Source organism: Fibrobacter sp. HC4 (genome assembly GCF_023373925.1).
Classification (GTDB): Bacteria; Fibrobacterota; Fibrobacteria; order Fibrobacterales; family Fibrobacteraceae; genus Fibrobacter.
Window position 1 is genome coordinate 62,282 of the sequence record NZ_JALCZV010000006.1, and the last position, 25,548, is coordinate 87,829.

A 25,548-nucleotide genomic window follows, 5' to 3' on the forward strand; every position below is an offset into this window, starting at 1 on the left:
CGCCTGCAGGGAGCGCGGAGAAGCCGTAGGTATCCGTTCCGTTGCCATTGCCGGACCAGCCACTGCCCGACTTAAGAGCCTCACCAGCAGCGCTGGAACCACCAACAGCCTTGAACAATGTTTGCCATTCGTCGTATGTCGGCAAGTGCCAACCACTGGGGCACACGCCTTGAACAACTGTCGGCAGCCTACATTCTTTGAAGTAGCCGCAAGTCTGAGGATTATCAACATCGTTCGCCAAAGCAACGGAGTCAATGGCCGCCGCCCAAGTGTAAAGGCGACCGGCTACATCGCAATTCTCGGCCTTATTGCCATAGCACCAGGAATTGCCCTTCAGGCTCGGTGTCTTTACAGAATCCGCGTAGTTCAGATTCTCGGCCATCCATACCTGATCATAGATCTTTACGGTCTTATAGGTCTTATTGTCGCGGGTGTCAGTCATGGTGCCGTAGGTGATTTCCGGGTTCAGAAATTCATCCTTCGTCACATCAAAAAGACCGCGACTACTACTGGACTTCGGGTCGTCCTTCTTGCTGCTGGAGGAACCGGGCTTGACACTGGAAGATGAAGCGTCCTCCGAAATAACAGACGATGAAGATTCCTTGTCCGCATCTTCGTTATTTGCAGAAGAAACGCTATCGTCACAGGCCACCATGCCCAAAGCCATAGCCACAACGCTTATTCCATAAAACAGCTTTCTCATCGAAACTTCTCCTTGAATCACCTACAAGATAAAAAATATTCAAAATTTTTCCACGGGAACAACCTTAATAACATACCCGTTCTTTTCAATGACCCGTTCATCATTCCATGTTACAATGGTAAGGTTATCGCACTTCAGTTCGCCGGCGCATTCCACAAGGCTACCCACCTCTCGCTTTTCTGTTTTTTCGTTCGACATCTCGTAACAAACTTGAATTAGCTGCTTTACCTTGTTACCTTCACGAACTACAAAATCCGTTTCCTTGTCATTGCGGGAATGGTAGTAGAACAAGGATTTTTCGGTATCGTACCCACGGCGAAGCAATTCAATAAAGACTTGATTTTCCAGAAGTTTTCCCAGATTTTCGCTAAGGCTAAACGCCCTCGACGAAACAAAGCCATTGTCAACCACATAGACCTTGCGCGGAGCCTTTTTCATCAGTTTCAATTTGTTGTTGTATCTATCCAGATAATAGAACAGGAATGGCTCATGCAAATAGTCCATGAACTTTTTTGTCGTGGCAACACTGGAAAGGCCAAGGTCATCCGCCACATCGTTGTAGCTAAATGTTCCCGTAAAATTTGCAAGAAGGAATGTAGCCACATTATTCAAGTCCGTAACATTTCGGATCTTGTGCCTGCGAACCACATCCTTGTACACAATGGAATCGAACAGTGTCTGCAAGTATGTTTGCGTTATGGCCCGATGCGACACCGTTTCTGGATAGCCCCCGTTTTTAAGATAATCGTCCTTGGTCAATTCCCGATTAAACGAGCATGTTTCAAACAAACTAAAAGGTAGCATCTTGATTTCAAGATATCGGCCCGTAAGCACGGTTGCCATTTCTCCCGAAAGCATGTTGGCGTTACTACCTGTTATAACCAGGTTGTACCCACGACGAAAAAGCTTGCCGACCCAAACATCCCAGCCACTTACATTTTGGACTTCGTCAAGCAAAAGGTACTGAAAATTCGGGTACACCTCGTTCAGCAGCATTTCCGCCTGTTCCTCGTTCCAGCCTTTTAGCAATTCATTATCATCGAAATTCAGGTAAGCAAAATTCTTCCCGCGCAGCATCAAAATAGCCTGGGTGGATTTTCCCACGCGACGAGGCCCCGTTAGCAACTTTATGTTCGGGCTCCGAAGCAAGGCATCAAAATCATACACTGTTTGACGTGTAAGGTAAGGCTCCGCTAAAAGGCGGTCCCGTTCTTTTCGCTGATTGAGCACGGCACTTTTCATGCCTTAAAAATAGCATTTTTAGTCAACAGAGCAACCATATTGAACAAAAAAGGTTAATTTTTATTCAATACAGCAAGCAAATTGAATAAAATGAATTAGACAACCTATTTTAGGTAAAAGTTTAGTTAGAGTGGCGTTCACACGCCACTTCGCTGCGGATCGACCATGCCAGAACGCAAGCGTTCTGGCGAGGCACTCGCCTTGCTTCAGTTCTGGAGACAACGCACTGAGTAACCGTAGTCCGTATCGCAGTAGTACATGTCGGCACTCTCGTTGACGTAGTACAAGTACACGCCGTTGGCGCCGCCGCCATTGCCCTCGTACGGAGGGGCAGACCAGAAGATGGCATCGTAGCCGGCACCGTTGAAATTACCATTGCTGCGTCTGTAGCCTGCAGGGAGCGCGGAGAAGCCGTAGGTATCCGTTCCGTTGCCATTGCCGGACCAGCCACTGCCCGACTTAAGAGCCTTACCAGCAGCGCTGGAACCACCAACAGCCTTGAACAATGTTTGCCATTCGTCGTATGTTGGCAAATGCCAACCACTGGGGCACACGCCTTGAACAACTGTCGGCAGCGTACAGGTCTCACCATAACCGCAGGTCTGAGGATTGTCTGCATCATTTGCCAAGGCAACAGAGTCAATGGCCGCAGCCCAAGTGTAAAGGCGACCGGTTACATCGCAGTTCTCAGTCTTATTATCATAGCACCAGGACTTGCCCTTCAGGCTCGGCATTTTTGTAGAATCGGCATAGTTTAGGTTCTCAGCCATCCACACCTGATCGCCAATCTTAACGGTCTTGTAGGTTTTATTGTCGCGGGTATCCGTCATGGTGCCGTAGGCGATTTCCGGATTCAAGCGTGCTTCCTTGGGAAAGCCCCAGCTCCAGCCACCCATCAGGCTTACCCAGCCCTTGCTGGAGCAGTAGTACTTGTTGGTTGCAGTCTCCTTGCCGTTCATGGTCTTGCCCACTTCGGCACTGGTGCACTTTTCACCATAGGTGTCGTAGTCAATTTCTGCAGCCACCCGCCAGTTGCTGTTCTTGCACACGTAGTAAGTTTCACCGCTCTTGCCGATTTCGCCGGTGCGGTTGGTGGTGCAACCAAAGCCTACGCTCACATCGTTCTCATTTGCCTCCACCCACTGATCCAGGGACTCGTCGTACTTGTACTGCACATCGGTGAAGTTCCCCCTCTTGATGTCGCCATCTTCGCCAGCAGCCCACTGGTAAGTATCGTATTCAATTTTTTTGGCCACCTGCCAGTTGCTGCTCTTGCACACGTAGTAAGTTTCACCGCTCTTACCGATTTCACCGGTGCGGTTGGTAGTGCAGCCCATAAGTTTCAGGCTTACATCATTCGCATTCGTTGCCACCCACTGATCCAGGGCCTCGTCGTACTTGTACTGCACATCGGTGGAGTTCCCCTTCTTGATATCACCATCGCTACCTTCTACCCAACCCTGGGTATCAACGGTAATGTTGTTGGTGGATTCCCACTTGCGGTTCTTGCAAATGTATCAGGTTCCATTCACCTTGCCCGTATTCAGAGAAATGTCGGCTTCGCGAGTTTCGGTGCAACCGCCAAGGGCGGCCTCAACTGTGGAGGCGTTTCTCCAGGCGTTTTTAGCGCCGTCGTAAACATAGTTCACTGATTTGGTTACACTGCCTAGCCTAATTTCGCCATCTTCACCGGCAGCCCACTGGTAAGTGTCCTTTTCAATGTCGCTAGCTTCTACCCAACCCTCGCCATTACAGATATAGCGGGTTTTAGTACCATAGGCTTCAACAAGTTCGTTGGAGGCTGCGGCAACCACGCCCTTGCTATCGGCTTCGCAAGCCTCAAGGCCATAATTTGCATACCAGAAATTACGCACATACTTTTCAAAATCCGGGACCGAACCCAAGCCCCAAGTATTGATATTGAAACGGATCAAAGAAAGATTACCATTCAGGTCCTGTTCATTAGCCCAGTCCGCAATCTTCGCCTTTGTGGAAGCGTCATTCCATTCGCCATCCTTCTCGATGTCGGTCGCAAACTTTGTCAAAAGTTCCGTGAGTTCCGCTTCGCTGCGATCGCCCTGCATCAAGATGCTGAAGGCCAAAAGGGCAGCATTGCCCTCGCCTTTGCTAAAGATGTTCAGATCTTCGGAGTTGGCAAAATCGCCCTGAATACCAAAGGCGTTAAAGATTTCTGCCTCGGCCTGTTTCTTGGCTGCAGGAACATTCACGCCAGTGCCCACCAGGTAAAGGGCGCGTTCATACTCAAGGTGAGTCAGCAAGTTGATGTTCACCTTTTCGCGGTCGCTAAGGTCTGTAAGTGCGTTCAAGGTAATGGTACCGCCCGACTTCTTGCCGCTGACTTCGTTACGGTAGTAGCCACTGGCTTCGAGCAATGCATACTGGCTGGCCAAGGTAACGCTGGAAACACCAAACTCACCGTTGTCGCTAGTAATCTTGCCTGTAAAACTCTTGCCGGTCTGTGCGTAGGTTTCGCCATCCAGTTCATAAAGCTTAACCGCAGAACCTGTCACAAACGGACCCTTCTGGCTAACGCCTGCGATGGACTTGTCCTTCACCTTCACAACATCGGGCTGTTCGTAGGCCGTAGAATAAATCCATTTGCCGTCTTCGCAGATGTAGGCGGTCTTTTCATCCTTCACGTAGGCGGTAGCGCCCTCACGCTTGCCGCTGCAAACAGGCAAGTCATCGAAAGTCGCAACAACCAAATCGGCCTCAGAAACGGAACCATTTGCAGAGGTCCCGGAATTGGACTCGCCGTCACCGCAGGCCCAAAAGGCCAACGGGGCACAAAGTAGCGGAAGCATCAGAGAAATCTTTTTACGCATATAAAACTCCTAGGACAAAATGGAGATTATCTGTAAATAGAAATATACGCTTTTTTATAGATAAGCACAACAGACAAGTGCTAACTCAGCCCTTACAAGCGGGCAATGCTCGCAGCAAATTCAACAAAATCGCTTAGGTTATTCTTGACAATGGAGTAAATTATTTTGTTGTCAATAACTTCGTATTGATGTACTGCGATATTTCTAAAACCAACAGCCTTCGCTAGATTGTCTGCATTGGATTTTGAAATCACATTTTTCTCAAACAAAATTTTGAAAGTATCCGCCATGGTAACTGGCGATGCTCCGTAATCAACTACAATGTGATTACCAATATCTACGCACACCTGAACAGCCCTTTGCAAATTCAAAAGGATAATATCTTGTTTATCCAAACTGTTTTCAAGGTCTTCCAAAGTCTGGATATTTTGCGACTTTATGCGTTCAACACAACGCATAAGCATTTCTAATTTCGCTTGAAGTACATCCTTATCCATTAACAAACCTCTTTATTTTTTCTGCACGGCAAGCACGGATAATCGGTAAAAAATCCTCGTAAAAATAGAGAGCCTTCATAAGGTACTTGTGGAATACCGCATGGTCAAACTTGATGCGTTCACCGGTGGTCATCACCTGATGCAAAAATACACCCTCGGCCTTGGATAAATCCGAAATATCGATTTCTCGACCGCAAAGAAGACTCAATTCCACCTGCATTGTCGCAAGCGAATCAAAATCCAGGCTTTCCTTTGAATGGACCACAAGGTCAATATCACTATACTCGTTGAAATTACCTTTCGCAAAGGAGCCATAAAGGATTACCGCATCAATGGAATCCTGATGCGCAAAATAGTCCTGCAACTTAGACTTGATTATGTCCTTTTGTATCTGCACTGCTAGAATATAACTATTTCAACAAAACAACGCAAGCCGATTTCCAAACGCAATTTTTCATTTATCTTTTTTTCTAAATTTTGCGGGTAAAATTTCAAGCCCCATGCCCAGCACTTCGAGCATCAAACCTCGTACCTGGAGCCTCGAACCTGGAACCTATAAATGAGCGAAGATATTTTAAAGAAGATTGTTGACCGCAGACGTGCAGACATTGAACGTCTTGGCCTCACCTTTGGCTTTGACATTCCCGAAAAGCGTACCGTTGGTCGTTGCGAATTCCTGGGCCGTCCTGGTCCCATTCTGGAAGTCAAGCGAGCTTCGCCCTCCAAGGGGGACATTGCCCCGGATCTGGTTCCTGCTGATTTGGCATGCACTTATGCCGCTGCTGGAGCACAGGCAATTTCCGTTTTGACGGAAACCAACTTCTTCAAAGGTACTTTGGCCGACTTGATTACTGTAGCCAAGGCCGTGGATAACGGCGATACAACCGCCGACAAGTTGGGAACCAAGAAGTGCGCCGTGCTCCGTAAGGACTTCTTGCTGTTCGAAGATGAAATCGACATCGCCTACCGCTGCGGTGCCGACGCCGTTCTCTTGATTGCCCGCATCCTGGATGACGAGCAGCTGATCAAGATGGCCAAGCGCGCCCAGAGTTTCGAGATGCAGGCTTTTGTGGAAGTCCGTGAACCGGACGATCTGAGAAAGCTGAATCTTGTTTTGGAAACGTTGGACAAGGAAGCCGCTGGGGACGCAGCGAAAAGCGCCGAACGTACCATCGTCGCAGGCGTAAATTCCCGCGACCTGGCAACCTTCCACATCGATCCCATGGTTCCTGCAGCTATCCGCAACAAGTTGCCGGCAAAGGCTGTTTTTGAAAGCGGCGTACACACTCCTGCCGACGCAGCATTCGCCCGCAGCCTGGGCTTCAAGGGAATTCTCGTTGGCGAAGCCGTGGCAAAGAACCCGCCCCTGGCCGCAAAGCTGGTTGAAGCATTCGCTGCAGCCGAAGACAACCGCCGCGGTGACTTCTGGAAAACCTTTGCAGAACGCAGAGACGGCAAACGCGCAGCCTACGGCGCACAGATTCCCATGGTCAAGATTTGCGGCATCACCCGCGAAGAAGACGGCTTCGCCGCCGCCGAAATGGGAGCCGACATGCTGGGCTTCGTTTTCAGCAATACCAAGCGTCTCACCAACGAAACCTTTGTCCGTAACTTTACCCAACTGCTCCGTAACGAATACGAAGCCGAAGGTCGCGCTTGCCCCCTGTTTGTTGGCGTCATTACCGAGACCACCACAGAAGAAGGCAAAACAGCCATTAAGCTTGCGGCCGAAGGCGTTCTGGACGCAGTGCAGTTCCACGGATTTGCAGCCCCCGCATTTGACGCAATTCCCGCTGACGCTGCGGAAACAAGCGCCGCCCAGTCTCCGTCCCTCCCCTGCTACAACGCCCTTCGCATCGGTTCCGCAGAAGACTTTGAGAACTTCGCCGCCATCCGCAAGCACGGCGAGCCCCGCGTTCTTCTGGACGCCAAGGTAGAAGGCATCCCCGGCGGATCCGGCCAGCGCATTCCTGAAGAACTGCTCCGCGAAAAAGCAGGCGAAACACCCTTCTGGCTCGCCGGCGGCATCACTCCCGAGAACATCGGCGACATTTGCGCAAAGTTCTCCCCGGAACTTATCGATGTTTCCAGCGGCGTAGAAGACGCACCAGGCATCAAGAACGCAGAAAAGATGATGCAGCTGTTCGAAGCAATCAACAGCTTGTAAGAATTCTCAATAAGCATTCAAAAAATTCAAACTCCAGAGATCACAACTCCGGAGTTTTCTCATTTTTCTAACGCATGTTAATCCGCACTGCCGTATTTTGAAAACTAACCGTTTCTTTTCCGTCTCCGTTCTTCGTGCATAAGCTTGATTTCGGCTTCGATTTCTTCTTCGCTCATGCCGGCAGTACCATTGCGAAGAGCATTTTCATTTGCAGCCTTGAAGGCCGCTAGCAATCCTGTCGGATCGTAAATAGCACCGTTGTCGTTTACCACCAATGGAATAGTTGGATTAATCATGTTCAAAAAAGTCCTTGGAGTTACTGCAAATTCGCAATCAGGGAAATGCTTTGTATTTCCGGTTACGATGTAAGCACCCTTGTCCTGATTGGCAAAAGCAACATCATAAAAGATGACGTCATCCATATCCGGTAAAATCTTCCCGGTCGATGGAATGGAAACCTTGAGCGCATTCTTTAAGATGATTTCAATTACATTTTCTGCTTCTTTGTGAATAAAGCCAAATTTCGTTCTAAACAAAACTTCTTTATATTCTTCAACGATCGATTCATCAACTATAGGGATAAAAGATTTTTTCAAAATTTCCAACAAAATCAAATAAGGAACAGATTCTATTTGATTTCTCGCTAAAGCTGCAGATACAAGAACATTGGTGTCTATTACCGCGTAGAGCATTTTTTCTTCCTTCTTTCAGCATGCATCTGCTTGATTTCTTCCTCAATTTCTTCTTCGCTCATGCCTATAGTCCCATTTTTTTGAGCATTAGCATTCAACGCCTGAAGTGAAGACAAAAGCCCCATTGGATCATCAGCCTCTTTTGACGAAGTGGTTTTGACATCAAAGGGCAATCCTTTTTCAACAAGGGCTCGCTTGAAAAATACACGAATTGCAGTAGGGATGTCCATGCCGAGACTTTCGAACAATTCTGCGGCCTGGTTTTTCAAATCTTCATCCATTCGAATTTGTAATAACGACGTCGCCATATTTAACCTCATTATAGAATATATGATAATAGCATACATTTGTCAATATATTGTAATCATAAAGCACTTATTTTTATCGCAGTATAAAAAAAGGCAAAAAAAACGCACCTATTCTTAAACCATATTGAAAATTTCTAGTTTTATAAGAGTTGCTTCGCCGCTTAATTAAAAACATCAACATGCCAAAATTCATACCACCGTTTTTATTGAAGATCCTCTGTTTTAGCCTGATGGGTTGTCATCCTCCATCACACCTAATCCGCATTAACGAATCCCTGCCGAAAAATGCAACCATAGAAAAAGAATCCGTCGTTGTTTATGCACAAACAAACTGCCCTGGGGATTGTCCTCTAAGCGACAAGGATGTGGAATGGCATAGCGCAACGATTTATAAAAATGTAAGACAAATCCAATTTACACGATACGGGCGAATGACATGCGATCCCGATGAACTTTGGGAAGGATATCGCGGTTACAACTATTATGTAATTTGGTACAGAGAGGGAGTAGCCCATCGGGGAATACAGGCATATTGCGATGCAGAAAAAAAAGAGTTCGTTGTAAAGAACATTATTGACGAAACAACGCATGTAGCTTTTCTAAAATCACGAGATGAATGGGTGGTTGAAGTAAAATGAAAGCCTTACTCTTATTAGCACTATTTCTTCTTGCTTCTTGTGGAGGGATCTTCAGCTCAGATTCATCGTCCTATGTAGATAGGCTACCCCCAAAAATTGAGATTGAGCCGTTTTTTGTTGTAGTCGGTGATTTTCCTGAAGGAGTGTCCCCAAAGGATTTCCAGATTGTCGCTTACAAAAATACTCCTGTCAAAAGCGTCGTTCCTTACAAATATTATATTGATTATAGATATGCATTAAAAACGGGAGGATTCGACTTTAAGAATCCAATACCCTCTTACGAAGTTCTTATAGACGAATTCGACCCGGCAACCGAAATCGTGTGGTACAATAAAGGAGTTCCTTACCAAACCTTGAATATTGAATATACGATAAAGAAAGGGGATATCGTTTCCTTTAAAGCCTTTTGGAATGGAAAGCAAGAATTGTGCTTAAACAATTATATCGGAACCTCGGTTTCACGAATTTATATTCACATGCCAGACAACCGCCAGCCAGAGAGTGAATGGTTTACGATATTTAAAGACAATCCCAAATGCCGAGAAACTGAAAAGTAGAAACACACGAATTTTTAAGAACGGCATTTTTTACTGAAAACTTTTTCAAAATCAAGTAAAAGTTTTCAGTAGGAATTTCAATTTACTAAAGAGCGTTCCATTCTAGGAATGCTCTTTTTTGTATTGCAACCACACGTTGTAGGCGGCTTGCGCTTCTGCCAAAGTCACCGCCTTGGGTATCACATCCAGAGAATCCATCATCAAAAAATCCTTGAGCATGATATGCCTTACCGTACTTGAAGAATAGTCCACTTCATCGTTGGTGATAATTATTTTCTGGAAGTCTCCTTCTACACCAATGAACGCATTAAACTCCCTAGCGTAAGCCTTTTCTTCGGCGACGCTGTAGGCAACTTGTATCAAGTATCTTTTGTTACCCTTTTGGGCAAGGAAATCAATTTCTTTTCCCTTGTTGTTATACACAAACAATTCGTAGCCCATATAGATTAGTTCATTGTAGACAATGTTCTCCAGGTTGTGGATAATGTCGTAACGACCCGCGGAGGCATGGATAGAATTGAGGGCAACATCTTCATTGTAGATTTTCTCGTAGAAAGAAAGTTCACGCTTGACCTTGGTGGAGTATTGCGGCAATCCGCAAATGACGTAAGCCTCCTTTAAATAGGCAATGTATTTCATAATTGTGTTGACAGAGCACTTATCATGTTCCTGTTTCACGTAATCACGAATCGCCTTGGCCGAGAAAATGCGACTATTGGAATGCAGTATAAAAGTAACAAGGCTTTCAAAGAGTGAGCGTTTTCTGATGCCGTAGCGGTTTACCAGGTCATTAACGACAATAGTTTCCTTAAGGTCATTAAGATATAAGTCTTGAGCCTCTTGATTTTTCATGTAGAACCGATTTGGGAAACCACCCCAAATCAAGTAATCGGAAATGGGAACCTTTTTCCTCTTTTCCTTGGCAATCTTTAAAATTTCCTTGTAAACAAAGGGACGAATCCGGAATGAAACATAACGGCCACTTAGTTCCTTGGTAAATTCACTTGAAAGAAGTTTTGAATTTGAACCTGTAATGAATACGGAACATTGATTCAGGCGCAAGGTCTTGCACGCAAGTTGCCATCCATCGATGGTTTGCGCTTCATCCAGAAAAACGTAGCAAAGCCCGCGTTTTTTCTTTTTCAGAACGTAATCAATCAAGTCATTGCCGTTCTTTATGTCCGGAACATTGACTGCGTTTTCAAAATTAAGGTAAATCAAGTTAGAAGACTTGACAGAAATTTCATCCATGACCTGCTTAAGAATCACGGATTTTCCACAGCGGCGAATCCCTGTGATAATCTTAATCAAATCAGATTTATAAAAGTCACGAATCGGAACAATGTACTTTTCTCTTAAAATCACTCAAAACCTCTACTGAAAACTTTTTCCAAAATATACAAAAGTTTTCAGTAGGAAAAAAATCAAATAAAACCAAAATCGGTTCAAAATCAATGATTATATAGAATCGACTTTTAAACCAAGCAATTCCAAAGTCCTTGTGTCTTTTTCTCCCGAAAAGAATTTCTCAAGGACCTTTCCGAAGACTTCGATTTCGGGCGCCACTTCCATGAACAGAGTCATGCTCGATCTCAGTTTCAGATCGTCGGGATACCCCATGACTTCTGTTGCATCATTATTTTCCAACGCCAGCAACGCCTCTGAAATTTCAACAAGGCGAGTCCTTAAAACATCATCTGCAATGTAAGCCCTGGCCTCATCCTTCGTCAATCCATAGTATTTTGCAGTTGGGCTATATCCAAGTTCCTTCAGTTGAGGAAAGATGTACCAAATCCAATGGCTTTCTTTGCAGCCAGCCTTTATTTCGTTCAACGCAACTGGATAATCGGATTCCTGGGCGTCTTTAAACCTTTGCAAATCAAAACTCATATTGATAAATATACTCTATTTTTCAATGACACTTGTAGGGCGAAGGGATTATATTTACAACCGTATGAAGAATAGAATTACTAAAGATCATTTTGTCATCGCCTATGCCGTGGTGATTGCGGTCTGTAGCGTAATTTGTCTTGTTACGACTTTAAAAATTTATTCCTTGCCAGAACTTGGGTATGTAATCAACGACGGCTTTTTGAAGTTGCTGGTTCAGTACGAAAATTACGAAATCATCCAGGATTCATCCGCAGTACTTGCAGTCACTTTTGGAATCGCTATTTGCATTTACATCGCCCTCAAATACAAGTTCCCAAGATTCGAAGAGAATCACAAAAAATGGAATTTGGGTTGTGCGCTCATTGTGTTTCCTGTTATAGGCTTTTTTGCATCTATCGCCCCTAACCTGGATTTTCCCACAAGGCTAAAGGCAGAACCTAGACTCCATAAAGAATTTGTCGTCGATAAGTATAAGTCCCATGGATCAAAAAGTGGAACCTCTTACCACTTGCTATTTAACAGCGGTTCCTCATTTATGGTGGGTTCAAAAAAGTTTAACGCCGCATTTAATGGACAAGAATTCTATACGGTTTACCAGGGAAATACTTTGATCCAAATTTTTTCGCCTGATAGGTATCGATTAGCTGAAGAAAAATAGAGATTTCGGCAAACAAATTTACAGTTATTACATTGAATCTTACAGTTCTTTTTGAACCCGGGGAAAACCTTAACGCTCATCGTCATCACCTCCGAAGAAAACAGCAAGAATCCAACCAATTACGAACGCCGCGACGACAATGGCCAGTTCCTTTATCGTCACTTTGTACCTCCTAAGTTCAGCTTGCCGTCAACGAGCAGCTTTATCTGTGTTGTCAGCTCAATCAAGTTCTTTTCAACCCCGCTCATGCGGTCGGTCAGCTTCTCGGTGTTGGCGTCAAGGCGTGCCTCCAACCTCGCAAGGTCAATGGCCTGTTGCTGTATGGCTAGAGAGTTGCGCTGTGCCGTGTAGCAGCCGTATGCATCTTATAGGGGTTCTTTTTGAACCCGGGGAAAACTTTACTCTGCAAAATTGGGTGATTATGAGGAATTCTTTTCAGAATCTTTTGCTATATGGATTCAAAGTAAGTTATCTTTAGATAGACGAATTTCTAACTTTATCGGCGAGGTAATGGAATGATTTTTTTATTTAAAACAGATGAAGCTCGATATGCTTTTTATAAAGGGGTGCGAGTTTTCAGCAAAAAAGATTATTCTCCAGAAGCAATCGAAGATTTAAAAGCGTTTGATAAAACCCTTGAAGAACGAGGCTTGAAAAGACTTGTTTTTGTAGATTGATAAATCCGATTTTTTTTTAATCTTATAGGGGTTCTTTTTGAACCCGGGGGAAAACTAAAAAAAATCTTTGGTTAAAATTGGACCATGTTATTTTTAGGGCAAAAGAAAAGCCGGTAAAAACCCGGCTGGATATCATTTGTCCCAAACTATAAAATAGTTGTAACCAATCTCAGGATGTTCTATAACATAAAAATAAAGCTTATGTTTCTGGTCAAAATCAATTGACTTTATCAATTGATCCGTTGAAACTCCTCCTGATTTTAAAGAACGTTTATACAATTTTGCTGGTTTTTGCTTACCATTTTTCGAACCAAGTAAAATTCTAAACTGTATAAAATCAGTCGGTTCATCAACTTTACACCCAAATCTTGGCTCATATTCAGAATACTGGCATTCATGGGACGTTGTGTAGAACGAAGTCTCATTGTAGGCCAACGTTTTATCAAGCTTTATAGAAACCTTGTCAAATTCATCAGGATTACCATTCGTAGAGTAATTTACAGGATGGCCATTTACCTTAAATATCGGCATTCCTCTACCTTGCCATTTTCTTTCATAAGTAACTTCATTCAGAAAAGGTGCTTTAGACTGAATAAATTTTCTGGTTTCAAACACGACCGTTTTACCATCATCACAAGTAAACGTGTTCAAAACAGCAATCCTCTTGTATTTGTCTTTATACCTAAAAGAAAGGCTTCTTAAAACATGAATATACACGGCAATAAAAAAAGCAGTAATAGCTATAGAATAAACTATTACCGCAACCAAGAATCGATCCTTATCTAAAAGGAACATCGAAACAACTCCAACAATGGAGCAAACGCCAGAAACTACTGCAAATATTTTACCGACAATGTTTAACATATTAGGAATCAGTATCCATGGTTCGTGTCCTCCGTTAGAGTGTACCATAAATCTACAAAGAAAATACCTAATTGATTTTGGTAAAGCAAAGTAAATCATTCCAAATCATAGCATTTTTAATCATTTCATTGCAGTTTATATCGTTTTATTGCATTTTACATCATTTTTGTTCACTTTCATTCATTTACATTCACTTACGTTCATTTCCATTCATCTACATTCATTTATCGTCTTTTACATTCAATTTGTCAATATTTTCTGTGCCGGGTTTCCCTGACAGGGTTTTCTATGACGGGAAGCGGTGCAGCTGTGAGCGTAATGGGGCCATCTTCGGATCCCAACTGGATGCGGCGGTCCACCCAACGCCAGGCACCATCCACCAACCATCACCACCCCTTAACCCAAATCAAAAATCCACACAAACGGCGGATTTTGGGGCTCGCAGTTACCCCATTCGGGCTCTGAGCAGTAGCAACCCTTTTGACGCCCGGGGGCCTACCCCGCGAGGGTGCCCATCATCCAGGACTGCGGCAAACCATCGGTCCAGGTCACGCCACGCGGCACCCCTCCCCCCGCCACGCTTTTAAATCTTATAGGGGTTCTTTTTGAACCTAAGCAAAACTCAAGAATCCCAATGACTGCAGTTCGAACGGAGCACATCGGAGTTGGCCAAAATATCCGCTGTTTTCACTACACTTTTTCGAGACGTACGCAGCAGACAAAAAAACACCCTTGTGTTTAAAGCCGTGGATGGATATTTGCAAATCTATACATTCTACCCATCTGGAAAATTATCAAAGGGAAGCCCGATGTAAAAAAAGCATTGCCGCTGAGCAATGCAAAAAAAAGGCGCCGGCGCATCTCACCTGCATCCGGGACTCTTGTTAATCATCAGGGTGGACAACCATAACAAGTTCAATACAAATATAACTCTTTTTTAGGGAAAGTCAAATCTTATAGGAGCTCTTTTTGAACCCGGGAATTTTATTTACATTCCTTCCATCATTTTTGTAAAATGCTTATCCCCATTTGGACTTGTTGAATATAAAATAATTGCGTTGGACTCTTTTAAAAGAAACACTACAAAATCATTTTTTTGTTCGTCTTTTGGGACGGACAAAGAATAGTGGAAATTCATTCCCTCAATATTTTCAACAATCTGATATGAGCTAAAATCTTTTAATACATCAGCAACATTATCTATTGATTTATCAAAGTCCCCCAATGAGCAGCGAACCAAAGCCCGTCGAGTACTACCTAATAAAGGAATTTCCGTTTTTGTTATTTTCACTTTTACTGGGGATCCAAAAGCGTAGTGTGAAAAAATAAGATCAATCGCATCGTTCATCCTGCCGGACTGCGCATAAGCAAATTGCATCGATTCCATTTGTTCCAACAACGCCTGCAGTTCCTGCGAAGTATAACGAATTTTAGGATTTGCGGTTTCCTTACATTTCAACGATGTCCCAGAACCATCGCATAAAAAGGCGTAGGGATACGTCTTCTCAAATTCAACATTGGACTCGCATCCCATAAAAAGCATCGAGCACAAGGTCAAAACAGACAATAAAGGGCTTTTCAACTCACCCTCCACAAAAGCCAAGAAGTATCGTACCAATAAAAATTATAACACCAGGAATTAGTCCAAACTGGTAAATCATAAAACCACCTAGAATCAATCCACCAATAATTATTTCCATAATCATCTCCTATTTGAAACGAAACGTAAACAAAAAAAACATTGTCAAGTGTTTTTTGTATTTTTTACTAAAAAATCAGTATTTTCGGAAAAAAATTCTCACAAAATCCATTCCTTCCCCATTCCCTTGCCAATTTTTAGGGATTTTCATAAATTTTGAAGCATGAAGATGATTAACGTGCTTTGCGAAAACTTTGACAGCCGATGGTGGCGCAGGCTCTAACATAGAGTCTGGTTTTTGCGAGTATAGTTGATCAAGGCAAAAGGCTTCCAGACTCCCTGGAGGCTTTTATTTTTCCCAAAGACATTTAGAACCTCCAGGTAATCCAGGGCCTGCGCCTAAAAAGCTATTTTTACGGCGTTTAAAACAGCGGCTATGCCGCGTAACCTTAACCTCAAAGGCCGTTGGCCGACCTCGAAGAGAGCGAAGCGAACGACCTGAAACCTGAAGACCTGAATATGGCAAAATCTCTGGTAGAATCTGATAACGGCTTTTTCGACAAGTTCGGCGGCAAGTACGTCGCTGAAATCATCCGTCGCCCTTTGGACGATCTTGAAGAAGCTTTCAACAAGTACATCAAGGATCCGGAATTCCTGGAAGAACTGCGTATCATCCAGCGCGACTACATCGGCCGCGAAACTCCGCTGTACTACGCCCCCACCGCAACAGAACTTCTGGGCGGCGCTCAGATCTACATCAAGCTTGAAGGCCTCGCCAACACCGGCGCCCACAAGATCAACAACGCCATCGGTCAGTGCCTCTTGGCAAAGAAGATGGGCAAGACCCGCATTATCGCAGAAACAGGCGCAGGTCAGCACGGTCTCGCCACTGCAGCCGCTTGCGCAAAGCTGGGCCTGGAATGCATCGTCTATATGGGCGAAGTTGACGTTCGTCGCCAGCAGCCCAACGTCGCCACCATGGAACTTTACGGCGCCAAGGTGGTGCCTGTCACCAGCGGTAGCCGCACCTTGAAGGACGCGGTAAACGAAGCCATGCGCGACTGGGCAACCAACTTTGCTACCACTCATTACGTTCTGGGTTCCGCTCTCGGCCCCGCACCGTTCCCCGATATCGTCCGTACTTTCCAGAGCATCATCGGTGAAGAAGTAAAGCGCCAGGCTGCAGAACGCAACATCGACATTGCTGCAATCGTAGCTTGCGTGGGCGGTGGTTCCAACTCCATTGGCGTTTTCACCCCGTTTATCGAAGACGAAAAGATTCGCCTCATCGGTGCAGAAGCCGGTGGCGTAGGTCCGAAGCTTGGCGAAAACGCAGCCCGCATGGTGGGCAATGCTGCCAAGGTGGGTATCGTTCAAGGTTACAAGAGCAAGTTCCTGGTGGATGACGATGGTCAGTCACAGCCCACACGCTCCATTTCCGCAGGTCTTGACTACATGGGCATCGGCCCTCAGCTGGCAGCCCTGGGCGAAGCCGGCCGCGTAGAATTTACCAGCATCCTGGATAAGGAAGCTTTGGAAGCCGTAAACTTCTTCGCCAAGAACGAAGGTATCCTCTTCGCCTTGGAAAGCTCCCACGCCGGTGCCGCCGCCATGAAGATTGCCAAGGATTATCCCAAGGATAAGGCAATCATCATCAACATGAGTGGCCGTGGCGACAAGGACATCTTCATTACCAGCCCCGTGTTCCGCCCCGAAAAGTGGAAGGAATTCCTGGCCGCTGAACTGAAGCGCCTCGAAAACAATGAAGACATCCACGACGCAGAAATTATGAATAAATAGGTTTGAGGACGCGCTTTCGCGCTTTGAGCAATGAGGTCGGTGCCAAGGCACCTAGAGGCAAAAGAACTTCACATCAAAGCGAGTAAACACAACCTCAAATTTCAACCTTTGAACTTTAACCTCAGAGGCCAAAGGCCGACCTCAAAGCGAGCAACGCGAGCGACCCCACACCTCACACCTAAAAATATGAACGCACCAATCCGTTTAATGTCTCATTTGATTGCCGGTTTCCCCGATGGTGAAACTTCCGTGGCAATCGCCGACGCTCTGGTAAAGGGCGGCGCATCCATTCTCGAAATCCAGTTGGCCTTCAGCGATCCTAGCGCCGACGGTCCCGCTATCCAGACCGCTTCTACCGTGGCTTTGGAAAAGGGCTACTCCACCAAGCAGGGTCTTGAAATCGTGAAGAAGATTCACGACATGCATCCGGACATTCCCATCTACATCATGACCTACGGCTCCCTGGCATTTACCCCCGGTGTCGAAAACTTCGTGAAGATGTGCAAGGACGCAGGCGTTAGCGCTTGCATCATTCCGGACCTTCCCTTCGATAATGACGAAGGCCTCACCGCCGCTTGCAAGAAGTACGGCATGGAAAACATCCCCGTGGCAGCTCCTTCTATGACCCAGGCTCGCCTGGAAGAAATGGCCTCCAAGGGCTTCACCTACATCTACGCAGCACTCCGCGCAGGTACCACCGGTTCCCAGACGGTCATCGACCAGGCAACTCTCGACTTCCTGGATACCGTGGGCAAGGGCGGCGCCAAGGTTCTGGGAGGCTTTGGCATCCGTACCGGCGAACAGTCCAAGGTTCTCTGCAAGCATGTGCATGCCGTCGTGGCAGGTTCCGTATTCGTGAACATCATGCTGAAGGATCCCAAGGATATCGCAGGCGTTGAAGCCAAGGCCCGCGAACTTTCCGGCTTGTAATTCCGCCAAGCAAAATCGTTAGGCAGTTGTCATTGCGAGCGAAGCGTGGCAATCTAGCCTAAAACACAAATGAAAAGTCCAAGGTTCATTCACCGCCTTGGGCTTTTGTTTTTTTAGAAAAGGTTACGATTACATGGGAGGCGGAGTGTATTGCCACTTGCTGCCATCGCATATGAAATCGCAATTTTCAAACACTCTGTTGCATATAGAAAAATCCAAGGCAACAACCCTGGATCCTATCTATAGAGAAATATCCGACTCCCCTACGGTTTCAAATACAGTTTCCTGTTTTCCTGAAGGCCTTCATTATCAAATCGGACGGTTGGATTTTCGCCCTTCTTATAAGCCTCTTCGCTTTCATAAATGGACAAGGCTATAGTTACGCCAGGCAAAGCCGCCACATTGGTCTGTCTTGCAGGAACTTCATGGGTGAAAGAGAATTCCTGAGTCATGCCATCCTTGAACGTTTTCTTGGGAATATGGACGGTCTTGCCAATCTGCGCCAGGGACGTTCCCTCGCCATCCACAAATTCAGCCACCAGATACACGTCAAAGAAACAGGGAGCCACACCGGAATTCTTCACCGCAATATTTAACTTATTTGTAGTCACCGTCGCTTCGGTTACGGTTAGCAGTTCCGCCTTGGCGATCGTAAAATTATAACCGATAACATGGGTCATGGAATCCGCCAGCGCCTTGTTATCCTTGTAGAAATAGTAGCCATCATCGCTATCCTGATCCAGCACGTAGTAGGTCAGGTGTGCGGTAGTAATGGCATCCACCCAACGTTGCGGAGTCCACTTCAAATAACCGCCAGGAATGACGTCGTTATACGTGAGCATGGTCTTATAGCCACCCAAGTTTTCCGCAATTGTGGGAAGCCCCGCCTTGTAGCAACGCACCAGGGAATCAGCCCTTCCGGGAGTTCCGATAAAACCGTCATCACGTTTGGCGATGCCCAGGCTCAGCGCATACGTATACACATCGCCGGAACCATTGGAAGGCAGTACAATCAAGGTTTTCTTGAAAACAGAAGCATAATGTTTCAGCATGTCCTTCTCGATTTCGGCAGAAGGCATTTCGCTCCCCACCAAGTGAGAGGCATGCCACTCGCCCCATTCCCCAAAGGAACGAATATCAATGTATTCCAGGCGGGGATCCCCATCATACTTTTCAGCCAACGCGGTTCCAAAATCCTTGGCGGCCTGCAAGTAAATGGAATCATCCCAAACAGGAACGGTGGCGTCGTAACCTTCCTTCAAAGTTTTTGCGGTAATCTTTTTTGCGCCCTTTTCATAAACCCATTTGGGAGTCCAGTCGTATTTTTCTTCGGGAGTATCATTACCCTTAATAAAGGACGGCGTATAAGGCAGAACGCGGAGCGCATACGTCAAACCATTCTTTTGACAAGCCTCCAGGATTTTTTCTACAGGAGCCCAATTGTACACACCTTCGCCAGGGTTCAGCGAATCCCACTGGAAATAGCCGGAGCCATAAGTGATCAAATCCCAGGCACGATTGTTCAATTCACCATAGGGACCATATTCAAATTCCGGGACAAAAGTCCAGGTGCCGCCCACAGGAACGGTAAAGCCCTTATGGGGGTTAGCTAATGGTCCGTCATACGGTTTAAGTACATAAGAAATTTTTGCCGTATCCGCGGGAGCGATCGTCATGGAATCAGTAGGTACCGCCGCGGAATCTGTAGGCACTATCGTCGTGTCTGCAGGCACCATCGCAGAGGTGTCAACGGGAACCGTCGAGGAATCTGCAGGAACAATCAACGCGGTATCGGCAGAAACATTGGATATTGTATCTTCGGGAATCAGCGCAGAAGTACCCGCAGGCATTTCATTAGCCGCATCTTCCGACGAACTGGAAATTTCGTTAGCAATACCCGCACTGACGTCATCATCACTACAGGCCCCTAAATTCAAACCTATGACCGCAGATGCCACCACACCAAACAAAATAGAACGCTTCATCTAATCCTCTTATGCCGCAATGAATATAGATTGTTTTCTTTTAAAAAAGCTTTATCCCGAAGCAAGAAATCGTTTACACGGCGGACCAACCTTTTTTCTAAATTTGTCGCCGTAAATTAAAGCAGGCCGCCCCTGCACAATCACGAGATTTTTTATGAATTTTAGCGACTTTGGAAAATACAACCAGTTCAAGGAACAGTTCGCCAACATGTCTCCCGAAATGAAGGAGCAGATGATGAAGATGGCGAAGGAACAGATGAAGGCCCGTGTTGGAGGCTTTTTCAAGAAGTGGTTCTCCCTGCCGGTTTTGACAGTCGTTGCCGCAGGAATGGGTGCAGCCATTGGCGCGCTGATGGCATTCTTCGGCCAGGTCTTGCAGACTGTTGGCGGATTGCGAGATGCACACCCCATCTACTTTATTCCGGGTTTGGCTCTGGCTGGTATCGCCATCGTTCTCGCCTACAAGAAATGGGGCAAGGGCGCAGAACGGGGCATGGGCTTGATTTTCTCTGTGGGACAGGGCAAGGAAAGCCACATTCCGTTGCGTTTGATTCCCATGGTGGCTGTGGGCACTTGGCTTACCCACTTGTTCGGCGGAAGCGCCGGCCGCGAAGGAGTGGCAGTACAGATTGGTGGCGCACTGGGTCACAACATCAGCAAAAAACTGCCTTTTGAAAATGCGTCCCACATTATGCTGGTGGCGGGCATGGCCGCAGGCTTCAGCGGACTTTTCCAGATTCCTATGGCGGCAACGGCCTTTGCATTGGAAGTGCTGATTGTTGGCCACATGGACCTGATGGCTTTGCTGCCGGCTGCAGTGGCTGCTTTTACCGCCTGCAAGGTTTCCAATATGTTGGGCCTTGAAAAGTTTGCGGTAGACCTGAACGGAATTTTGAGCACCGACGGCGGCGCAACCGTTAGCGGGCTCTTTATGAATGGCGGCGCACTGGACATGAATTTTGTGGTGAAGCTTGCCTTGCTGGGCGTTTTGTTTGGCGTTATTGGTGGAGGCTTTGCAAAGTTGCTGAGCTTGGCCAAGGAATTTTTCGCCAAGAAATTCCCCGACGGAATGAAGCGTATCGCCATTATGGGCGTTACCTTGAGCGCACTTTTCCTGTTGCTGTGGCAGGGTCGCTATTCCGGCCTGGGCACCAACCTGATTGACATGTGTTTCTCTGGCGCAGGCATTGCTGACGGTTCCAATATCGCCGGCGGCATCCAGAGCTACGACTGGATTCTGAAATTTGCATTGACCATTTTGACATTGGCCGCAGGATTCCAAGGAGGCGAAGTCACTCCGCTGTTTAGCATCGGCGCAAGCCTTGGTGCAGTTTCTGCAGTGATGTTCGGCTTACCCTTCCCCCTGGCAGCAGCCCTTGGCTACGCCGCTGTTTTCGGAAGTGCAACCAACACCCTTTGGGCCCCGATTTTAATCGGCTGTGAAGTTTTCGGTTTCGACTGTTTGCCCGCATTCTTTGTGGTTTGCATTGCAGCTTATGTTTGCAACGGCGGACAATCCATTTACAACCAGAAGAAACTGAAACTGAAGTTCTAGGCAACTCTTTTAAAAGCTCAAGAAACAAGCGAAAACGTCATCCTGAGCGAAGCGCCGCGAAGTCGAAGGATCCAGTCGTTAGATTCCTCGAATCCAAGCCTACGGCATTTTGCTCAGAATGACTCTCAGGTAGAAAATGAACGGCGTTTACATTGAAATCACGAATGTGTGCAATCTGCACTGCAGTTTCTGCCCTTGCGGAAAGCGTAAGACAGAAGCGCCTCGTGAATTCATGAGCTCGGATCTTTTTGAGCGTTGTGTTACCGAAGCAGCCGTCGTTACAGAACAAGTTTACTTTCACGTTCTTGGGGAGCCCACATTACATCCGGGATTTTCCCTGTACCTGAAAAAGCTGGAGGAAGTTTCCAACGCCCGCACCGACGGCAAAAAGCTCCAACTGAACTTAACTACAAATGGCACCACCATAGCACGCTGTGGCAAATCAATTCTAGCCTCCCCCGCTGTCCGACAGGTGAATTTTTCAACCCACGCCTATGCGGAATTGCCCTTTGACGAAGCCGCGGAAAACCTGCAGAATATCCTAGACTTTTGCCGTATGGCCGCTGCGGAACGTCCCGACTTGTACATCAATTTGCGACTGTGGAATGTAGGCGACGAAAGTTCCAACGCCTGGAACAACTACATGCTGGAGCAGGTGAATAAAGCCTTAGGCCGCACAGGCTCTGCAGATGAGAACAGTGCACCGGAAGAAAGCCGCGCGCCCATCACATTGGAGCATTTCTGCAGCCGCCACAAGAGTTTCCTTGTGGAAGGTCGCATTTATATTCATCAGGACTCAAGATTTGAATGGCCCGCGGCCGTCTCCAACGACGACAATTCAAGTTCTTGTGCAAACTTTCCGAAGGGAACGTGTCGCGCCTTGGACACTCACTGTGCCATCCTTCACGACGGCCGCGTTGTGGCCTGCTGTCTGGATCACAGCGGACAAATTACGTTAGGACGAATTCAAGACAACAGTCTTTTAAACATTTTGCATTCTCCTCTTGCAGTCCAAATCAAGGAAGGCTTTACCAATCACGAGCTGCGCCATCCCTTCTGTCAAAACTGTACTTTCTGCAAACGATTTAAATAAGACTTTTTCTATAATTCCTCCAGTAGGAGGTTTATATGAAAAACAGATTCTTATTTGGCTCTGTCCTAGCCTTTTCATTAGCATTCTGGGCTTGCGGAGATGATACTTCTAGCACAAGTTGCATAAGCGAATCGTCCAGTAGTTCTAACGAATCAATTTCCTCCAGTAGCGAAGATACATCCAATAAGTTGGGTGTCTGGAGTTTTTACGAAGATAACTGCGACGCCTGCAAAATTTCAGCATCAAGCGTTTACTACGAAGAGTACGACTTTACAGGTTTGAAGGGCGCTGTAAAATGCCAAATGGGAGAATCCACTTATGCCGGCGCAACTATTCGCATTTACGAAGAACAGCAAGACATAACCGACTGGGGTGGGCTTTGCGCCGTCTTCAAATCAGAAGGTAGATTCTTCTTCGGCATTGTCCCCGAAGATGCAAAAAATTATTCGGGAGGAATCAATTATATGGCATGGATGGAAAGTGCAGATTCCCTTGTCATAGCAGACCTTCCCTGGGAAGTTTTCAGTCGTCAGGATGGCTTTGCAGAACAACGGGTAACAAAGGAAGACTTCCTCACGCGAATCGTAGGATTCATGGTCCAATTCGAAGACAACGGACCAGAATTGGACGGATCCTATAAAGGTGGATTTGAAATTCAAAAAATCGGTCCTTTAGGAACATGCGGAACTCCTACCGAAGGTTATACAACTTGGTGATAAAAAGTTATCCGAGGCGGTCTTGATGGACCGCCTTTATTTTTCTAAATTGCGGTACGCAAAGACAGTTCGAAAACCTCCTGTCTCTAAACAAAACTAGGAGCACATATGACCGACAATACGTCCGTTAATTCCGGCCGTACCGACGCTGAATTGGAAGGCGTCACCTTGCTTGGCAATCAGAATACCAAGTACAAGTACGATTACGATCCCGACGTTCTTGAACGTTTCCCCAACAAGCATCCCGACAATGACTACATGGTCATGTTGAATTGCCCGGAGTTTACTTCCCTCTGCCCGAAAACCGGTCAGCCGGACTTTGCGGAAATCCGCATCAACTACATTCCGGACCAGTACATTGTGGAATCCAAGTCCCTGAAGCTGTATCTTTTCAGTTTCCGCAATCACGGGGATTTCCACGAAGATTGTGCCAACATCATCATGAAGGATTTGGTGAAGTTGCTCTCACCCAAGTACCTTGAAGTGGAAGGCATTTTCACGCCCCGTGGCGGCATCTCCATTTACCCCTTCGCCAACTATGGCAAACCGGGTACCATTTACGAACAGAAGGCAACCGACCGGCTTTTCGCCAGCGTAGACCGCAGAAACTCCTGGAAGTAATTAGTAGGAAGTAAACTGTCTACTGTCTACTTCCTACCGTCTACTTCCTACTAAAAATATCTATGAAAAAAGCAATCGTCCTTTCGTCAGGCGGTGTGGATTCCACCGTCTGCGTGGCCATGGCCGTAGCTAAATACGGCGCAGAAAATGTAGCCACCACTTCCATTTTTTACGGTCAAAAACACAACAAGGAACTGGAATGTGCCCGCAAGGTGGCAGACTATTACAAGTTGCCTCATTACGAATTTGACTTATCCAGTGTACTGCAGTTTTCAAACTGTTCGTTGTTAGCCCAGTCTACACAAGCCATTGAGCACAAAAGCTACGCCGAGCAAATCACGCCCGTCAATGGCAAGGTTTCCACTTACGTTCCTTTCCGCAACGGCTTAATGCTCAGTGTTTGCGCCAGTCTCGCCCAAAGCATTTTCGAAAACGATGACGTGGAAATCTACCTGGGTGCCCACGGAGATGACGCCGCCGGTAACGCTTACGCCGACTGCAGCGAAATTTTCGTAAGCACCATGAGTAGAGCCATTTCTATCGGCACCTACGAACAAGTCCGCGTCACCGCTCCTTTTGCAGGACTATCAAAAGCAGACGTGGTCAAGAAAGGTCTGGAGCTTAAAGCCCCCTTTGAACTGACCTGGAGCTGCTACGAAGGCGGCGATAAACCCTGCAGCGAATGCGGCACCTGCATCGACCGCGCTAAAGCTTTTGCCGCCAACAACGTGAAGGACCCCGCCATCGCATAAGGATTTCACTCATGAAAAAGACCAACGAAAACTTGATTCTTCTAAACATAATCTTCACCGTTGGCTTGGTCATCTCAAATGTGGTTACTGCCAAGCTGATGTACACAGGCATTAGCCTTTTCGGCAACGCAGTCACTTTGCCTGGTGCGGGCGTTTGCTATGCCTTTACCTTTTTGGCCACCGACATCATCGGCGAAATCTGGGGCAAGAAAGAAGCCAACAAGGCGGTCATCTTCGGCCTAGTGGGGCAAGTTTTTGCCACCCTCCTGATTTTGCTGACCCAGCACCTGCCCGCCGCAGACGACAGCATGCAAGAAACCTACGTTCGCCTTCTAGGTCAGAACTGGGTGTTCGTGGTGGCAAGCCTCGCCGGCTACCTCATCGCACAAAAATGGGACATCTGGATTTTCCACAGCATTCGCACCCGTTACATCGCCAAGCATGGCGATACCAAACATCGCTGGATCTGGAATAACGCCTCCACCATGACCAGCCAAATTCTAGATACCGTTGTGTTTATCGGCATCGCCTTCGGTTTCGGATTCGGTTGGCTGTTCCAGGCAGAAATGCGCCCGGTGCTACTTTCCATGATGGTGGGGCAATACTTCTTCAAGATGATTCTTGCGGCCTGCGACACCCCCATTTTCTACTTGCTCACCCGAGATATCAAAAAGGATACCGAAATAGAGCTAAAAGATTTTTCTTAACTTTACGT

26 protein-coding genes are annotated in these 25,548 nt (G+C 46.5%); 13 read left to right on the forward strand and 13 right to left on the reverse strand.

Going from position 1 to position 25,548, the window contains the following annotated elements; all coding sequences use genetic code 11:
* The 6 genes from MMG03_RS05440 to mntA form a co-directional block, all read right to left on the reverse strand.
* Positions 1-703 (reverse strand): FISUMP domain-containing protein (locus MMG03_RS05440; protein WP_275976887.1); only part of this gene is annotated, 703 nt, incomplete at its 3' end.
* 39 nt (positions 704-742) lie between these two features.
* A complete protein-coding gene (locus MMG03_RS05445) occupies positions 743-1,945 on the reverse strand; it encodes an ATP-binding protein (protein WP_263859270.1) in 1,203 nt (400 codons plus the stop codon).
* A 206-nt stretch (positions 1,946-2,151) separates the two neighbouring features.
* Positions 2,152-3,354, reverse strand: coding sequence for a fibrobacter succinogenes major paralogous domain-containing protein (locus tag MMG03_RS05450; protein ID WP_249505817.1), 1,203 nt, complete (start codon positions 3,352-3,354; stop codon positions 2,152-2,154).
* 108 nt (positions 3,355-3,462) lie between these two features.
* Positions 3,463-4,791 (reverse strand): hypothetical protein, encoded by a 1,329-nt coding sequence (locus tag MMG03_RS05455; protein WP_249505818.1) that lies wholly within the window; start codon positions 4,789-4,791, stop codon positions 3,463-3,465.
* 92 nt (positions 4,792-4,883) lie between these two features.
* On the reverse strand, positions 4,884-5,288 hold the full coding sequence (hepT, locus tag MMG03_RS05460) for a type VII toxin-antitoxin system HepT family RNase toxin (RefSeq protein ID WP_249505819.1): 405 nt from the start codon (positions 5,286-5,288) through the stop codon (positions 4,884-4,886).
* Positions 5,281-5,685: a type VII toxin-antitoxin system MntA family adenylyltransferase antitoxin gene (mntA, locus tag MMG03_RS05465; RefSeq protein WP_249505820.1), complete on the reverse strand. Its 405-nt coding sequence runs from the start codon at positions 5,683-5,685 to the stop codon at positions 5,281-5,283. Before mntA ends, hepT begins: the two co-directional genes overlap by 8 nt.
* 162 nt (positions 5,686-5,847) lie before the next feature.
* Here mntA and MMG03_RS05470 point away from each other — a divergent pair, with 162 nt between their 5' ends.
* Complete coding sequence (locus MMG03_RS05470; RefSeq protein ID WP_249505821.1) at positions 5,848-7,455, forward strand: bifunctional indole-3-glycerol phosphate synthase/phosphoribosylanthranilate isomerase; 1,608 nt, start codon at positions 5,848-5,850, stop codon at positions 7,453-7,455.
* 104 nt (positions 7,456-7,559) lie between these two features.
* Here MMG03_RS05470 and MMG03_RS05475 read toward each other — a convergent pair whose 3' ends face one another.
* Together MMG03_RS05475 and MMG03_RS05480 are read right to left on the reverse strand one after the other, a co-directional pair.
* On the reverse strand, positions 7,560-8,147 hold the full coding sequence (locus MMG03_RS05475) for a putative toxin-antitoxin system toxin component, PIN family (RefSeq protein WP_073157984.1): 588 nt from the start codon (positions 8,145-8,147) through the stop codon (positions 7,560-7,562).
* Positions 8,132-8,467 (reverse strand): type II toxin-antitoxin system RelB/DinJ family antitoxin, encoded by a 336-nt coding sequence (locus MMG03_RS05480; protein ID WP_249505822.1) that lies wholly within the window; start codon positions 8,465-8,467, stop codon positions 8,132-8,134. Before MMG03_RS05480 ends, MMG03_RS05475 begins: the two co-directional genes overlap by 16 nt.
* 137 nt (positions 8,468-8,604) lie before the next feature.
* Here MMG03_RS05480 and MMG03_RS05485 point away from each other — a divergent pair, with 137 nt between their 5' ends.
* Both MMG03_RS05485 and MMG03_RS05490 read left to right on the forward strand, forming a co-directional pair.
* Positions 8,605-9,093, forward strand: coding sequence for a hypothetical protein (locus MMG03_RS05485; RefSeq protein WP_249505823.1), 489 nt, complete (start codon positions 8,605-8,607; stop codon positions 9,091-9,093).
* Entirely contained in the window at positions 9,090-9,650 is a 561-nt protein-coding gene (locus MMG03_RS05490; protein WP_249505824.1) for a hypothetical protein, read from the forward strand. The genes MMG03_RS05485 and MMG03_RS05490 overlap by 4 nt, the downstream gene beginning before the upstream one ends.
* A gap of 102 nt (positions 9,651-9,752) precedes the next feature.
* Here the strand turns inward: MMG03_RS05490 and MMG03_RS05495 are convergent, their stop codons facing one another.
* Entirely contained in the window at positions 9,753-11,015 is a 1,263-nt protein-coding gene (locus tag MMG03_RS05495) for an ATP-binding protein (RefSeq protein WP_249505825.1), read from the reverse strand.
* 93 nt (positions 11,016-11,108) lie between these two features.
* Positions 11,109-11,540, reverse strand: a complete 432-nt coding sequence (locus MMG03_RS05500; protein ID WP_249505826.1) for a DUF1810 domain-containing protein — start codon at positions 11,538-11,540, stop codon at positions 11,109-11,111.
* A 64-nt stretch (positions 11,541-11,604) separates the two neighbouring features.
* Here MMG03_RS05500 and MMG03_RS05505 point away from each other — a divergent pair, with 64 nt between their 5' ends.
* Positions 11,605-12,201: a hypothetical protein gene (locus MMG03_RS05505; protein ID WP_249505827.1), complete on the forward strand. Its 597-nt coding sequence runs from the start codon at positions 11,605-11,607 to the stop codon at positions 12,199-12,201.
* Between the two features lie 515 nt (positions 12,202-12,716).
* On the forward strand, positions 12,717-12,878 hold the full coding sequence (locus tag MMG03_RS05510; RefSeq protein WP_249505828.1) for a hypothetical protein: 162 nt from the start codon (positions 12,717-12,719) through the stop codon (positions 12,876-12,878).
* 132 nt (positions 12,879-13,010) lie between these two features.
* On the opposite strand, the gene MMG03_RS05515 is transcribed toward MMG03_RS05510, so the two are convergent.
* Positions 13,011-13,742: a hypothetical protein gene (locus tag MMG03_RS05515; protein WP_249505829.1), complete on the reverse strand. Its 732-nt coding sequence runs from the start codon at positions 13,740-13,742 to the stop codon at positions 13,011-13,013.
* Between the two features lie 988 nt (positions 13,743-14,730).
* Positions 14,731-15,285: a hypothetical protein gene (locus MMG03_RS05520; protein WP_249505830.1), complete on the reverse strand. Its 555-nt coding sequence runs from the start codon at positions 15,283-15,285 to the stop codon at positions 14,731-14,733.
* 615 nt (positions 15,286-15,900) lie between these two features.
* Between MMG03_RS05520 and trpB the strand changes: the two genes are divergently transcribed.
* Positions 15,901-17,181 (forward strand): tryptophan synthase subunit beta, encoded by a 1,281-nt coding sequence (gene trpB, locus MMG03_RS05525; protein WP_249505831.1) that lies wholly within the window; start codon positions 15,901-15,903, stop codon positions 17,179-17,181.
* Between the two features lie 186 nt (positions 17,182-17,367).
* Positions 17,368-18,111 carry a tryptophan synthase subunit alpha gene (trpA, locus tag MMG03_RS05530; RefSeq protein ID WP_249505832.1) on the forward strand — a complete coding sequence of 248 codons (744 nt, stop codon included), beginning with the start codon at positions 17,368-17,370 and terminating at the stop codon, positions 18,109-18,111.
* Between the two features lie 263 nt (positions 18,112-18,374).
* Here the strand turns inward: trpA and MMG03_RS05535 are convergent, their stop codons facing one another.
* Positions 18,375-20,096, reverse strand: coding sequence for a beta-galactosidase (locus MMG03_RS05535; protein WP_249505833.1), 1,722 nt, complete (start codon positions 20,094-20,096; stop codon positions 18,375-18,377).
* Positions 20,097-20,352: 256 nt separating this feature from the next.
* Between MMG03_RS05535 and MMG03_RS05540 the strand changes: the two genes are divergently transcribed.
* From MMG03_RS05540 to MMG03_RS05565, 6 genes are all read left to right on the forward strand, one after another.
* Complete coding sequence (locus MMG03_RS05540; protein ID WP_346348706.1) at positions 20,353-21,651, forward strand: chloride channel protein; 1,299 nt, start codon at positions 20,353-20,355, stop codon at positions 21,649-21,651.
* A 136-nt stretch (positions 21,652-21,787) separates the two neighbouring features.
* On the forward strand, positions 21,788-22,744 hold the full coding sequence (locus tag MMG03_RS05545; protein ID WP_249505835.1) for a radical SAM/SPASM domain-containing protein: 957 nt from the start codon (positions 21,788-21,790) through the stop codon (positions 22,742-22,744).
* Between the two features lie 35 nt (positions 22,745-22,779).
* Positions 22,780-23,460 (forward strand): hypothetical protein, encoded by a 681-nt coding sequence (locus MMG03_RS05550; protein WP_249505836.1) that lies wholly within the window; start codon positions 22,780-22,782, stop codon positions 23,458-23,460.
* 108 nt (positions 23,461-23,568) lie between these two features.
* On the forward strand, positions 23,569-24,081 hold the full coding sequence (gene queF, locus MMG03_RS05555) for a preQ(1) synthase (protein WP_073161466.1): 513 nt from the start codon (positions 23,569-23,571) through the stop codon (positions 24,079-24,081).
* 62 nt (positions 24,082-24,143) lie between these two features.
* On the forward strand, positions 24,144-24,833 hold the full coding sequence (gene queC, locus MMG03_RS05560) for a 7-cyano-7-deazaguanine synthase QueC (protein ID WP_249505837.1): 690 nt from the start codon (positions 24,144-24,146) through the stop codon (positions 24,831-24,833).
* 11 nt (positions 24,834-24,844) lie between these two features.
* Complete coding sequence (locus tag MMG03_RS05565) at positions 24,845-25,540, forward strand: queuosine precursor transporter (RefSeq protein ID WP_073161468.1); 696 nt, start codon at positions 24,845-24,847, stop codon at positions 25,538-25,540.
* Positions 25,541-25,548: the final 8 nt, after the last annotated feature.